The 13,213-nt window shown below is 57.6% G+C and carries 11 protein-coding genes and 3 pseudogenes; 7 read left to right on the top strand and 7 right to left on the bottom strand.

The window, feature by feature from the left end:
• Positions 1–40: 40 nt before the first annotated feature.
• The gene (locus AC1DK4_RS28345) at positions 41–733 is read left to right on the top strand and encodes a GntR family transcriptional regulator (RefSeq protein WP_441620659.1); all 693 of its coding nucleotides are present in this window, start codon (positions 41–43) and stop codon (positions 731–733) included.
• 65 nt (positions 734–798) lie between these two features.
• On the opposite strand, the gene AC1DK4_RS28340 is transcribed toward AC1DK4_RS28345, so the two are convergent.
• A complete protein-coding gene (locus AC1DK4_RS28340; RefSeq protein ID WP_477131917.1) occupies positions 799–942 on the bottom strand; it encodes a hypothetical protein in 144 nt (47 codons plus the stop codon).
• Positions 943–1,534: 592 nt separating this feature from the next.
• Between AC1DK4_RS28340 and AC1DK4_RS28335 the strand changes: the two genes are divergently transcribed.
• Positions 1,535–2,227, top strand: a complete 693-nt coding sequence (locus tag AC1DK4_RS28335) for a GntR family transcriptional regulator (protein WP_477131916.1) — start codon at positions 1,535–1,537, stop codon at positions 2,225–2,227.
• Here AC1DK4_RS28335 and AC1DK4_RS28330 read toward each other — a convergent pair.
• Positions 2,211–2,936 (bottom strand): annotated as a pseudogene (locus AC1DK4_RS28330) (IS3 family transposase); the annotation flags it as partial. The gene AC1DK4_RS28335 and the pseudogene AC1DK4_RS28330 sit on opposite strands and share 17 nt — an antisense overlap.
• 13 nt (positions 2,937–2,949) lie before the next feature.
• Between AC1DK4_RS28330 and AC1DK4_RS28325 the strand changes: the two are divergent.
• Positions 2,950–3,211, top strand: a pseudogene (locus tag AC1DK4_RS28325) (formaldehyde dehydrogenase, glutathione-independent); the annotation flags it as partial.
• Positions 3,212–3,406: 195 nt separating this feature from the next.
• Here the strand turns inward: AC1DK4_RS28325 and AC1DK4_RS28320 are convergent.
• On the bottom strand, positions 3,407–3,745 hold the full coding sequence (locus tag AC1DK4_RS28320; RefSeq protein ID WP_441624314.1) for a hypothetical protein: 339 nt from the start codon (positions 3,743–3,745) through the stop codon (positions 3,407–3,409).
• Positions 3,746–4,617: 872 nt separating this feature from the next.
• Between AC1DK4_RS28320 and AC1DK4_RS28315 the strand changes: the two genes are divergently transcribed.
• From AC1DK4_RS28315 to AC1DK4_RS28300, 4 genes are all read left to right on the top strand, one after another.
• Positions 4,618–5,673 (top strand): porin, encoded by a 1,056-nt coding sequence (locus AC1DK4_RS28315; RefSeq protein WP_441624316.1) that lies wholly within the window; start codon positions 4,618–4,620, stop codon positions 5,671–5,673.
• Positions 5,674–6,555: 882 nt separating this feature from the next.
• Positions 6,556–6,960: a cupin domain-containing protein gene (locus AC1DK4_RS28310; RefSeq protein WP_441624318.1), complete on the top strand. Its 405-nt coding sequence runs from the start codon at positions 6,556–6,558 to the stop codon at positions 6,958–6,960.
• A 392-nt stretch (positions 6,961–7,352) separates the two neighbouring features.
• Complete coding sequence (locus AC1DK4_RS28305; protein ID WP_441624320.1) at positions 7,353–8,105, top strand: IclR family transcriptional regulator; 753 nt, start codon at positions 7,353–7,355, stop codon at positions 8,103–8,105.
• A gap of 30 nt (positions 8,106–8,135) precedes the next feature.
• Positions 8,136–8,927 (top strand): IclR family transcriptional regulator, encoded by a 792-nt coding sequence (locus AC1DK4_RS28300; protein WP_441624322.1) that lies wholly within the window; start codon positions 8,136–8,138, stop codon positions 8,925–8,927.
• Positions 8,928–9,386: 459 nt separating this feature from the next.
• Here AC1DK4_RS28300 and AC1DK4_RS28295 read toward each other — a convergent pair whose 3' ends face one another.
• The 4 genes and pseudogenes from AC1DK4_RS28295 to AC1DK4_RS28280 form a co-directional block, all read right to left on the bottom strand.
• Positions 9,387–9,734, bottom strand: coding sequence for an FmdB family zinc ribbon protein (locus AC1DK4_RS28295; RefSeq protein ID WP_441624324.1), 348 nt, complete (start codon positions 9,732–9,734; stop codon positions 9,387–9,389).
• Between the two features lie 24 nt (positions 9,735–9,758).
• Positions 9,759–10,997, bottom strand: a complete 1,239-nt coding sequence (fmdA, locus tag AC1DK4_RS28290; RefSeq protein ID WP_477131915.1) for a formamidase — start codon at positions 10,995–10,997, stop codon at positions 9,759–9,761.
• A 494-nt stretch (positions 10,998–11,491) separates the two neighbouring features.
• Complete coding sequence (locus AC1DK4_RS28285; protein ID WP_441624327.1) at positions 11,492–12,805, bottom strand: MFS transporter; 1,314 nt, start codon at positions 12,803–12,805, stop codon at positions 11,492–11,494.
• Between the two features lie 214 nt (positions 12,806–13,019).
• Positions 13,020–13,213 (bottom strand): annotated as a pseudogene (locus AC1DK4_RS28280) (hypothetical protein); the annotation flags it as partial.

The following is a 13,213-nucleotide window of genomic DNA, read 5'->3' as shown; positions in this document are numbered from 1 at the left end:
AGGGCGGTAGAATTGCGCATCTCCATATACGCAAGCTGCAATGTCGGAAGAAAAAATGAGCCGGTCAGAAGCCATCCGCTTCGCCCTGGAGGAGGAAATCCTGTCGGGAAAGCTGCCTGGTGGCGCACAGATCGACGAGCAGCAACTCGTGGAGCGGTTCGACGTATCGCGCACGCCGGCGCGCGAGGCCCTGATCCACCTTGCCGCGGCCGGCCTCGTGACACTTGTGCCCCGGCAGGGGGCCGTCGTGTCGTCCATTACCTTGCGCGAGTATGTCGCGTTCAGTGAAATACTTGTGCAGCTAGAGGCCCTGGCGACCCAACTTGCCGCCCGGCGAATGTCGCTGGAGGAGCGCCAGGCTTTGCGCGAAGCATTCGAGGACGGCGAAGCCGCCGCCCAGAGTGGCGATGCTGAACAGTACCGCATTGCCAACGACACCTTCCACGGTATCTTGTACGACGGCAGCCGAAATGACATCCTGAGTCGCCAGATCCGCACCATGCGTGCGCGTATGCGCGGTATGCGTGATTTCCGCTTCGAGCAGCCCAGCCGGGTCCGCGCGTCGCTTGAAGAGCATCGGGCCGTCCTCGATGCCGTGCTGCGTGGCGACGAAGACGGCGCCGCGCAGGCCATGATTCGCCATATTTCGGCCGGCGGAAACGTCTATGCAGACATGATTGCGGCAATGCCCGGCGACGATGTTGGCGGCCGGGCTCGCGCCAAACGCCCGTGAACGCGGGAGCGTTTCCCAGTTCAGGGTGGTCTGGGCGATATCGCCTGCTTGCCCAATCGCCCAGGCTACTGCCTTGCTATGCCAACGGAATGCTGGCCTTTTCTCGGGAATCTGGTGTCGTCGATGATCACCACCCCAGGTGCGCCTGCGCGCGCACCTGCTCCAGCGCATAGGCGCGCACCGCATCCAGCATGGCTTCGTCCGACCACGGTGCCATTGCCGACGAAATGATCCAGGCGCCAATGAAGAATTCGGTACTACTGGCGGCGGACGGGAAAATCCCGCTGGCCGACGCGTGCGAACTGAGGGACAAGGAAACGCCGATGATTGCAGGACGGGGGGCGCAAAACCGCGTAAGTGCAATAGCGTGCCCTCTACATCGAAACTTAAGGTATGGCAGAGGAGGTCGGTCGCCTCAGAAGGATCACCTTGTCCTTTCCGGCAAGACCAAGTACTGCAGCAGCCATGCTTCCAGAGCCAGCCAATTGCCCGCTGTGTGGCCCTGCCGCTGAACGGATTCGGTCGCCCCAACTACGGGGATTCCGTTACACCTGCCCGAGCTGCGCTTCGTTCGTGGGAAATACTAGCGAAGTCGTTCCTAGGATTGGCGAACGTTTCGGCAGTCCACCAAAGGGGCGGACTGCCTCCATGTGTAAAATGACGGTACATTACCGCCGCCTCCGTGGGGTAGTGTTGCTGGTTTGATGCATTGGGGTTGCACTCAGGCGACGGGGTGCACGCAATTTTGAACTGTCGTCTTGATTGATTCCTCGTGAGCTTATGGTGGACGAAACAACAGATATGACTTTGCAAGAACGGATTGCAAAGGTATTGGCGGATCGCATCATCAAGGGTGTGTTGAAGCCCGGCGAGCGGTTGCGCCAAGACACCTTCGCACACGAGTTCAACATCAGTCATGTACCTGTACGTGAAGCATTTCGTCGGCTCGAATCACAGGGGCTCGTGCTCAGCGAGCCCCGCAAGGGCGTCAGAGTTGCGCATCTCGACGAAGCGTCCCTCGTAGAAATCACAAGGATGCGAGCGGCATTGGAAACCTTGGCGCTGCGGGTAGCAGTACCGCTTATCAGGGACAGTGATATCGCTGACGCAGCCACAGCAATCGAACGCGGCAACCATGCCTCGGATATCGAGGAATGGGAAAGCTGTAACCGCGCTTTTCACGGAGCATTGATTCGACCGTGTGGCATGCCGAGACTGCTGCGCACGATCGAGGAATTGCATGTAGCTCGTCTGCGATATATGTACGCAACCACAAYCAGTACAACTTGGGACCCTCAGTCACAACAGGAACATCATCAGATTCTTGACGCCGTCCGCCACAAGGACGTCGAGCGCGCATGCGGTCTGATTGAGCAGCATGTGCTCGAGTCAGCAGAAATCGTAATCAAGGCACTGAGAGGTGGCTTCGCTTATTCGGACAGAGATCCGGAGTTTATAAGTGGAAGCGCCGGGGCAGTCAGGCTGCCGATTTGATCGCTGGCAGTGTGGCGAAGTATGCCTCATCCGTGGTCTGGTCTGCCAGACTGGAATGGGGTCGTCGTTGGTTGTACCAGGTCAGGTAGTTAGCGATAGATCGGCGCGCATGGCTGACCCGAGTCGTAGGCTTTTAGATAGACCTCCTCGTACTTGACGCTGCGCCAAAGGCGTTCGACGAACACGTTGTCGCGCCAACTGCCCTTGCCGTCCATCGACAGTTGGATGCCGCGGTCAAGCACGGCGTCGGTGAACTGCGCGGCGGTGAACTGGCTGCCCTGGTTAGTCTTGACGATCTCCGGCGTGCCGTATTTCGCAAAGGCCACCTCAAGCGCCTCGACAGCATGGCAGCTCTCCAGAGTGATCGCCACCCGGTGGGCCAGTACTTTGCGGCTGGCCCAGTCCACCGCCGCCGTCAGATACACGAAGCCCCGCGCCATCGGAATGTAGGTCGTGTCTAGCGCCCACACCTGGTTGGTGTGATTGATCTTCCGGTCGCGCAGTAGGTACGGCCAGATCTTGTGCGCCGCATTCCTGCGGCTCGTGTTCGGCCGACGGTACAGCGCCTCGATGCCCATGCGCTTCATCAGCGTGCCCACGCGCCGGTGGCCGATCTGGACACCCTCCCGTCGCAACAGGCGGGCCAGCATGCGCGCCCGCGAAGGGATGCATCCAGATGCAGCTCGTCGATCCAGCGCATCAGCTTCAAGACCGCATCGCTGAGCCTTTACGTGACCGACGATCCCGGCGCTAGCGATTCGGCGGCACGACGTGGCAGTCTAAGCATCCGCCTCGCGCTCGGACGGGCGAAATCACACAGCTTTCGCACTGGACAAACGCTGGTCATGCGTTACAACCGGCAACTCATGCAGGCAATTCTGTGGGACTGCATCCACATCGCGGACGTGGTTGGAGTAAAACTCATTACCCTTGAAGAGGGGCCGCAGGCATACGCGGAGTTCGTATGCCGGGGTTCCCAAATAGTTCGTGATCGATCCGCATCGGCAGGTTTTGGGACGGTAGCGGCGGCCGGCGGCCTGTTCGGCAGCGCCGCCCAACCCTCGAAGAGTTCGTGCCGAGCGCCCAGGCGGCAGTGGGCGAGAGCATTGCGATCCAATGCACGGACGAAGCCGAAACCGTTGGCAACGTTATTCGGAACGTTGTTGATCAGCTCTTCCCCTAGTCCAGGGAGGCAGGCGATGCTCTACGATCGATCGGCGCCTCCGTGATGAGAGTGGTGCGGAGGCGGACCCGTTCAGCGTTCGCGAGCGCTTGGTGATAGTTTTCGCTCGCAATAGCTAACGCCTGCGCAAAGCGCGTCTGTGCATTCGAGATCGCTTGTTGATCCATCGATGCCGTATTTCTAAGCGTCTTGTAGAATTCTGAATCCGCACGATCCTTAGCCTGCTTCAGCTCCATTCTGGCCGACTTGGTCGCAAACTCGAACTCTTTCTCCGCGTCCATTCTCGGGTCAGCCGGCAAACCAGTCGAAAAAGAGCCATACGTCGAGTTTTTCACGCATTTCTCCATTTAAGTAAGAGTCAATATACGATCACCGTGAGGCTTACGGCGTGCGGCGCGATTGTGATGAAGCGCTTCATGCCGTTTGCGATGCACATTCTGTTCGCTCGTCCTAAGCCGCGGAACGTAGCGAAATCGCTGTGTTTCGAAACACTCAAGCAGGATGGCCTGCGATTCAGTATCCCGTGATAACGATTGGCGATCGGTCGGCTGAGGAAGCGCGATCAATTTCAAGAATGGTCGGCACTTCCCCCTCCATCGTTAGTTCCAATCCCTCTTACTTTTCAGTGATGGTCGGTCAAATTGGACTCATTCTCTTCATGCCATCAAGGATATCCCGCGGGGATTCATGGGTCGCAGTTTTGTTCTTCATAGTGAATCCGCCGTCCCCATACAAAGCGCGAAAAGCTATCGCACCGATTGCATCTCGGATCATGCTCCGTACTCTCCTCTGAGGGATCTCCCAGATATTTATGCTGCGGTGTCGAATGCGAGTACGTCAACGGTCACGGTAGGTTCGTTCCGTACTTTGATTCGCGTCTCCTCACACACCGACGATGCAGTTGGCGCTGCATTCAGTCCGCGTATGGCGTTCTGTATGCGTGATCCTTCTCGAAGTACGGAACCTATGGGGCGGATAGGTTGACGTCGCCTCAGCGTCAAAAGACATTCTGGATGCGCGTCGTAAACGGCGTGTGTAAATTGTCCGGCGTAGTTCACCACGATGTCGGTCAGGATGATTCGACAAAAATAGGCCCACTACATTCGGGCTGAAACATCCGGCTGCTCGATTGTCGACCGGAACGCGCGCACGCTGGGAGCAGCAGTCTGGCGCATTACAGCAAAAACAGAGAGATGGTGGAGAAGACATGAATATGAAGACCTTGTCAGCCGTGGCTGCCGCATTTTGCGGCCTGTGCAACGCTAGCGCGCACGCGCAAAGCAGCGTGACCCTCTATGGTTTGATCGATACGGGAATCGAGTATGTAAATCACGCCGATGCCACTGGCTCCTCAAACGTCTATCGCATGGCGTCGGGCAATACGGCGGGATCGCGCTGGGGCCTGCGCGGCAGGGAAGACCTGGGCGGAGACCTAGCTGCCGTATTTGCTCTCGAAAGCGGCTTCAACAGCGACAACGGAAGTTCGGCGCAGGGAGGACGCCTGTTTGGGCGGCAAGCCTACGTGGGCATTGCGGGGAGTTGGGGGCAAGTCACGCTGGGCCGGCAGATCAACACACTGTTTGATATCTTCGTGCCCTTCGACCCGGTGCGCTATTCCACCTACTCAATCCTGTCGCAAGACGCGCAGTTCACCAACCGTGCAGACAATGTCATCAAGTACACGGGCGTATTGGGCGGACTGACTGTGACGGGACTTTATACCCCGGGCTATGACACGACGGTAGTCAACGGCGGCGAGGTGCCTGGCTCCTTCAGGATCGGACAGGAGATTAGCGCGGGTGCGACCTACACGACGGGCAACATCTCAATGGCACTGGCCTTCGATCAACGCCGCGGGCAGTCTACCGCCACGGCAAGCGCTGTCGAGCGCCGATATGTTGGGGCGCTGAGCTACTCTTTCGGCGCCCTTGGGTTAATGGGAGGTTATCGCTATCTTCAAAGCGGCATCAGCACCCCAAACTTCCGCTCCAACCTCTACTGGGTCGGTGCTTCCTACGCTTTTTCGCCCGGCTTCGAACTGCGCGCGGGCGCTTATCGCACTGACATGCGCGGATCCTCCTCCGATGCGAACAGCTATGCGCTCTCGGCCTTGTATGCGCTCTCCAAGCGCACTAGCCTATACGCCAATGCTTCCTACATGAACAACAAGGGAGCCTCTAACTTCGGCGTGGTGCTAGGCACAACAACTGCGCCCGGTATTAACCAGACCGGGCTAGTAGTAGGCGCGAGGCACGTGTTCTAGCGCACGGCCAGCGAACAAGTATCGAGTCCCCGTCCCTTGACGGGGGCATCGACATATTTCGAGGTGTGCAGGCGCGGCGGCATGCCCACCGGGATTCAGCCTCTGAGGGGTAATGGCACCTTCTGTGGGAAATATGTCGAGAACACAAGCTTCATCTGAACGATGTTCTGCCGAGGAGCGCTTCGAAGTAGGCGTGCAGGAGCACGTCTTCAAAACTTCGAGATAGTTCCGCATTCATGACCATCGTGGTCCCGATGTCGTGCAAGAAATTGCTGTGACAACGCGCCAATAGAGAGCTTCTGGGGAAGGTTGTTTGGCGGTTGTAGCACCATTGGTACGCGACGCGCGCCCCGGCCATTGCATCCATTCGAGAATAAATCGAGCATCTACAACCGGCAACGCAGGCTCGAAACTCGAATACCGAACCCCATGGGAAGTCGCTGCTAAATATCCTAGCCAGCAGATTGCACACGGCTGACAAAACTAGGGCGTTTGCCTCGGCCATCGGCTTGGAGCCGCTGACCGCGCCGGTCTGCGGCCCGCAGAAACGGGGGAAGATCCAAAGGCTAGATAGGACATCTCAGTCTGGCGGCGAGCTTTACCTTCGGAATCTCGAAGGGAGTTAGGCCTAGGCACAGGAGGCGAATTGCTCGCCCGGCTTCGTAGGCATTTGATGCGGCGCCGCTCCCGAAACAGACAGGGGGCCGCTCAACGCACCGAATCGGGCGAGCCCGATATTCCGAGGTACGGAACAATCACCTTTGCAGGCTTGACGCAAAAGGCCGCGTCGCTGCATGTTAGCGATCACCCCGATGATTTGGCCGTTCGCGCGCCGCGTGGCCGGATAAAACCTCGACCCCCTGACCATGACGGAAGCTAAAAATGTCTCAAGTCGCCTTGCACTATCGATGGTCCGAGCGACCGAGCGAAACCATTCTCGGCGGCATCACGCGCCGTTTCATCACGTCGGAACGCATGATGATCGGCGAAGTGACCTTAAGAAAGGGGGACCTTGTGCCACTCCACGCCCACCCGAACGAGCAGTTCACGTTCGTGGTGAGGGGTGCAATGCGGTTTTGGCTGGACGAGACCAACGAGCATGGCGTACTGGTAGAAGCCGGGGAAGTGGTCGTAATTCCGGCTAATACTCCCCATCGAGCCGAAGTGCTTGAAGACACGCTCGAATACGACATCTTCACCCCCCCGCGCGGCGATTGGATTGACGGCGACAGTCCCCTGCTGCGAGACCTATCCCCATCAGGTGTCCCGTCCGTTCGATCCGAGTAGCTGTACGCAGCGCGAAGCAGATTGGGCTGTGTCGAGTTCTACAAAGCCATACACTGGTTGCATGGCGGCATCGGCAATACAGAATGGGACCGTGTACTAGCCGCCGCGAGTGCTTTATTGCAAACTTGTGGTCGAAGCCATACACGGCGACATGCCTCAGGCGCCGGTCAATTTTCGCGTGCCTCTCAATGTACGGAACATATCGAGAGCCCGGGTTGACCCGCCTTGACGCGCTTCGTTAAATGATTTTGTGTGCGCTCCCTTCGGAAAGTGTAATGACAAGGCAGATTGCAGCGGCAGACCGAAAACACGCTCGATTAGCATTACCAGTATCGAGTAGAGATCCTTATCGGCAGGCAGAGGACGCGGGCCGCGGCAAGGACAGCGGCCCCATGGTTGCACCCCTCGCACGTAGTCTCGCGGTGCTTAGTGCCTTCACACCCGAAGAGCAATGGCTGGGTAATCAGGAGATCTCCGCTCACACCGGCATTCCGGCTCCTACTGTTTCCCGCATGCTTCACTCGCTTGTTACTCTGGGCTATCTCCGTTACTCGCGAGAGCGACGCAAGTACCGCTTATCAGCCGCCGTGCTCTCGTTGGGCTACGGTGCGATTGCGCATCGCACGATACACAGGCTTGCACGTGTCAAGATGCAGGCCTTTGCCGACGCTAGTCAGACATTCGTCGTACTCGCCATTCGCGATCGCTTGGATCTGATCGTGCTGGCAACGTGCACTAGCCAGAGTACGGCGATAGACTTGCGTCTGCCCGTTGGAACGCGCTTGCACATCGCCTCGTCCCCGCTCGGATGGGCGCTGCTCGCGTCTTTGCCAGAGTTGGAACGCTTCTACTTGCTTGGCAATGTGGAGCGAAAGATGGCGCGCGACTGGCCACGGCTCAGACGTCGCATCGGAGAGGGTATTTCCGAGACGTTAAATTCAGGCTTTTGCACATCAATTGGAGAATGGGAGCCCGAACTCGGCGTAGTCGCCACCCCCGTCAACCTTCCCGGACATGCACCGCTGGTAATCGCATGCATTGGTCCAGGCGCCAGAATGAGTCGGGCTCGCACCGATCGCGAACTGGGCCCCCGCCTTGCGGCAACGGCGCATGCCTTGCAGGAGGAGGCATTGTTCGCCACCTAAATTGCGGAAAGACCGCGCGGAGGAAGCAGCATGACTACACAGATGCCGGATCCGACAGGCGTGACAGTGACAGTGGAGCACGGACTACAGGTCCTGCGGGCCTTTCGAGCCGACCGCGCGCCATTGACCAACGTCGAGTTGGTGCGCCGTACCGGCCTTTCGAAGGCAACCGTGTCCCGCCTCACGAGCACTCTCATTCGCGTGGGATTCTTGCGGCGCGTCAGCGGAGGCCGCGAATTCGAGTTGGCGCCCGGGTCCCTGAGTATCGGGCATGCCTACCTGGAAGCCAACCCGGTCATCAGCGTGGCAAATCCGTTAATGCAAGACCTAGCCGACAGGCTGAATGTCTCCGTTGCGCTTGCGGTCCCGAACCATCTCGACATGCTATACATCGCCTACCGATCCGGCATAAGAATTGCGACATTGCGGCTCGGTGTGGGCTCGCTCCTGCCGATGGGCTCAACGTCCGTGGGACGAGCGTTCCTGTGGGCTCTGGACGATGGCGCACGTGCCGGATATATCAGCGAATTGCTTCGCTCGGCAAGCGGCCAGAGGGGAATGATGGAAGTGAAACTCGCCGCCGCGTTCGAAGATCTGCGATCGAACGGCGTTTGCATGTCGGTTGGGGAGTATCAACGTGATGCCTATGGCATTGCCTTGCCGGTCCGGGTTGGCACCTCTAGAACGTTGATGACGTTGAGTTGTGGCGCCGTCGACGTCGAACCAAACATTCCTGCGATCCGTAAGCGCGTTATACCTGCACTGAAGACTGCTGCCGCAGCGCTGGAAGTGCGCCTCCTCGCAATCGATGGCGAGTCCTGAAGTAAGAAAGGCGTGGCTCGAAGTCGCCGCGCCTTTCATTCTGGAAATGCGGGGACAGAGGCCGCGGCCGAAATCCGGACAGTCGGATAAGTGGAAAAGCTGGGGCCTGAGCCGGCCATAGTGGCGGGCATAAAGGATAGCCGATTTGAGTGTTGATGCCGGGCACGAAAGCAATGCGCGGCCGTCCGGGATGRCCGGCGTCGAGGCAGGCGGCGACGAACGGGCGGAACACCAACGTCCCGCTCCGCGCCAGCGCTTTACATTGAAGTCGGCACGCTCCTACAGAATCGTGCCTTTCTCGTGCCATTATTCACCTCCGAGATTTGAGCAAAGCCCGCCATCGTCATCTGATGGGCTTCTCTTTGGGCCATGCGATCTCGTTCCTGGTGGTGGCCCTGGCGCAAAGCAAGATTCAGCTTGCGAAGCTCACAAGCTGAACCCGCTGGCGTGCGTCCCGCGCTAGTGGCTGATCATCCATGGGCGACCTGACGGTTGCTTTAGGCCGGCGGAAGAAGTCTTTTTGCTGACGCCAGCGAGAGACGCGCGCTCGCCTGAGCAACAAGCGCAACTCTGCCTGTGGCGAAGCTGCCCCCCGTCGGTGGACTGGCGCGGCGCATGAGCAGCCCGCTCATTGGTTGCGTGAGCGACGCGACTTGAGCCGGCCATCAACGCGAGTGACGGCGCACATATCAGGCGCTTGCTTTCTCTGCCGCAGCTTGGGCAGTGGCAAGGATTCTCGCGGTCTCCAATCTGTCGCAGGACGGAGAACGGGCCGCAATCTGCGCACCCGAAGTCGTAGATGGGCATGAGGAACCTCCTATCGGATGTCGCTTAGGGCTCCACCAGGTCTGGCGAACACGGCAAGTCCAGGCCGCCGTGCACCTGCCTGCGGGGGCCATCGGCATTCGGCCTGATGTCGAAGTCAAAAATCTGGGTGGGCAGCCAAAGCGTCGCGCAAGCGTTCGGAATGTCAACTACCCCGCTGATATGCCCTTGCACCGGTGCGCATCCCAGCAGGGAATACGCCTGCGCGCCCGAATAGCCGAATTTCTTCAGGTACTCAATCGCATTGAGACACGCTTGGCGGTAGGCGACAGTAACGTCGAGGTAGTGCTGCCCACCGTGCTCGTCGACCGAAATGCCTTCGAAGATTAGGTAGTCGTTGTATACCGGAGTAATTGGGCTGGGCTGGAACACCGGATTCCGAATGCCGTACTTCTCAATGCCGCCCTTGATGAGATTCACTCGCATGTGCACCCAGCCGGCCATTTCGATGGCACCGCAGAACGTAATCTCCCCGTCGCCTTGGCTGAAATGGAGATCCCCGACCGAGAGGCCTGCGCCGTCTATATAGACCGGGAAGAAAGCCTTCGACCCGCGTGATAGATCCTTGATATCGCAGTTGCCACCGTGCTCGCGCGGCGGTACCGTGCGTGCCCCCTCGGCGGCGGCCTTGTCCCGGGCGACGCCGGTCAGCTTACCCATGTGGGCTGTCGCCGCCAATGGCGGATTCGCAAGTGGCGGTACGCGCTCGGGTGCTGTCGCAATCAATTGGGTCTCTCGTGCGTTCCATGTTTCCAGCAGCTTTGAATCTGGCAGGCAGCCAATCAGCCCTGGGTGAATCAATCCGGCAAAGTTCACGCCCGGGATATGGCGCGAACTCGTGTAGACGCCGTGAAAGTCCCAGATGGATTTCTGGGCGTGCGGGAAGTGGTCAGTCAGGAAGCCGCCCCCATTTGCCTTTGAGAAGAAACCATTGAAGCCCCATTGGTTGTCCGGCCTGGCTCCAATGTCGAGCAGATCGACCACCAAGAGATCGCCGGGCTCGGCGCCGCGCACGCCTACGGGGCCGGAAAGAAAATGCACGATAGAAAGGTCGATGTCACGCACGTCGTCTGCGCTGTCGTCGTTCTTGATGAAACCGCCGGTCCAGTCGTAGGTCTCAAGGATGAAGTCGTCACCGGGACTTACCCAGCACGCCATGGGAATGTCCGGATGCCAGCGATTGTGGATCTGGTCGTTCTCGTACGCGGACTGGCTTAGGTCGACCTTGATGAGAGTGTCAGCCATGTGTTCGCTCCTTTGGGGCAAAAACTCAGTCGGAATAGTTCAGGGTGGAAAACGCACTACGCCTCTCCGGCTGGTGTCGGTGCCGGAAGGGGCGGAATGCAGTCGGAGGGGGCAAGCAGTTTTTTCGCTACCAGGCTGTACATCCACCGCGCGTCGTCCACGTAAGTCACGCTGCGCGGTCTCACGAACAGTTGATCTGCATTTCAACTCTGGACCGCCGGCTGTTCTGCAAGGCGTTCGTGCAGCTATCACTTCGGTGATCTCAATGCCGCGTGCGGGTCCGATATATCTCTAGGGCATGTGAACCCAACTGCTCGGTTGCGGTGCCGTTCACTACCTTACCTGTTGTACCTCGACAGGAGGTCGTTACATTGGTTGATGGCACACTTCATAAAAAAGGCGCGTCAGCACACCCTGATGCGCATTCGATGTCACGCTGCACATAGGTACCACCTGCAGTCACGCCTCTCTGTTGAACAATTGAGGCCGCCCTACTAACTGATTGCGGGCTTCTCCTTCGGCGATTCGGTGTCTATAGTGTTCGAGTCTTTCAGGAGCCTTTCCGGCATGGCAACGAGCAGGACGAGCGCGCCTACGCTCAGAACTACGGCGAAGACGTAAATACCAATATTGATGCTGCCAGTCGTTGATTTTGAGAAGCCCAGCACGGTCGGGCTGACGAATCCCCCAATCAGAGCGAGCGAATTGATAAGGGCAATTCCGCCAGCGGCTGCTTGCCCCGACAGGTAACGAGTAGGGATAGTCCAGAAAAGCGGCATCGACGCATAGAGGCCAACTGCTGCCACGCTTAGAGCGATGAGCCCAAGAATCAAGTTGTTTGGAACAAACGTACTTGCTACAAGAGCTGTTGCGGCGACGAACATAGACCCTGCCAAGTGCCTTCTCCGCTCTCCGGTCGCGTCCGAATGTCGGCTAATGACGACCATGCCAATAGTGCTGGCAATGTACGGGACTGCGGTCAGGAGGCCAATGTGGAAGGGATCGGACACTCCATAGCTTTTAATCATGCCAGGTAGCCAGAATCCGAGAATATACAACCCACACATCACCGCAAAGTAGACAAGGGCCAGTGCGTAAATGCGGGCGTCACGAACAGCAGAAGCCATGGAATGCGCGCTATTTCCCCTGGGGGTTTTGGTGTCGCGTTCAATTATGTCGCGCTCGGTTTCTGTCAGCCATTTCGCGTCTTGCGGTCCATCAGCCAGAACGAACGCGGCGACGATGCCGAGTACGATTGCTGGCGCCCCCTCCAGGAGAAACATCCATTGCCATCCATGGAGATTATGTACGCCATCCATAAATGTGATGATCCATCCAGAAACGGGACCCCCCACAATACCGGCAACCGCGATCGCGGACATGAAGATTGCAATAATACCTCCTCGCAAATGCGCGGGAAACCAATACGTGAGATAAAGGATAATTCCTGGGAAGAACCCGGCCTCGAATACACCCAAGAAGAATCGTAGGATGTAAAAATGCGTTGGATTCTGCACGAACATCATGGCAGAGGAAAGTATCCCCCAACCGATCATGATGCGCATGATGGTTTTACGCGCACCGATTCTCGTGAGAAACATGTTGCTCGGAACTTCAAACAGTACATATCCTAGAAAGAAGATTCCGGCTCCAAATCCGTATGCGGTATCACTGAAGCTGAGATCATGCTGCATGCGCAATGCGGCAAATCCAATGTTCACGCGATCTAGATAGGCTATGACATAGCTGATAAACAAGAATGGCAGTAACTTCCATGCCACCTTTCTATAGAGTGGTTCTGATTTCATGCTTATGTCTCCTGTATATTTTGATATTTAATTGACGTGCGTTATCCTACGAGTAGATTTCGCAGTCAATTTTTCTAAAAAATTCTAAGGAAATAAAGTGTCTGTGGTTTTGCTATTTTGGGATGCGCTATCGTTGGGAATTTTAATGTGGTAGTAAATAAGGTGTGCAGTTGCTGAGGGTGATGAACAGTTTGAAAAAGAGTGGCAAGAGTAATCAGGTCGGAACGTCGACGAACTTATCTAACTGCTCGTGCCGGTTTCGCAACGCCTTGATTATAATTTCAGCAGATTCGAGCACATGCAGCTCAATCAGACCGCATGCGCGCTCGACGTCCTTGTGGCGGACGGCATCAAGAATCTGATGATGTTCCTGTTGTGACTGAGGGTCCCAAGTTGTACTGGTTGTTG

It is taken from the genome of Cupriavidus sp. 05N38 (genome assembly GCF_056397345.1).
This window is presented reverse-complemented; position numbering and strand designations above follow the sequence as displayed.

Excerpts from the sequence above, each read along its gene's own strand:
- AC1DK4_RS28295 (WP_441624324.1), bottom strand. The coding sequence starts at position 9,734 with ATGCCCATCTACGACTTCGGGTGCGCAGATTGCGGCCCGTTCTCCGTC.
- fmdA (WP_477131915.1), bottom strand. The coding sequence starts at position 10,997 with ATGGCTGACACTCTCATCAAGGTCGACCTAAGCCAGTCCGCGTACGAG.
- AC1DK4_RS28305 (WP_441624320.1), top strand. The coding sequence starts at position 7,353 with ATGGTTGCACCCCTCGCACGTAGTCTCGCGGTGCTTAGTGCCTTCACA.
- AC1DK4_RS28285 (WP_441624327.1), bottom strand. The coding sequence starts at position 12,805 with ATGAAATCAGAACCACTCTATAGAAAGGTGGCATGGAAGTTACTGCCA.
- AC1DK4_RS28300 (WP_441624322.1), top strand. The coding sequence starts at position 8,136 with ATGACTACACAGATGCCGGATCCGACAGGCGTGACAGTGACAGTGGAG.
- AC1DK4_RS28345 (WP_441620659.1), top strand. The coding sequence starts at position 41 with ATGTCGGAAGAAAAAATGAGCCGGTCAGAAGCCATCCGCTTCGCCCTG.
- AC1DK4_RS28315 (WP_441624316.1), top strand. The coding sequence starts at position 4,618 with ATGAATATGAAGACCTTGTCAGCCGTGGCTGCCGCATTTTGCGGCCTG.
- AC1DK4_RS28310 (WP_441624318.1), top strand. The coding sequence starts at position 6,556 with ATGTCTCAAGTCGCCTTGCACTATCGATGGTCCGAGCGACCGAGCGAA.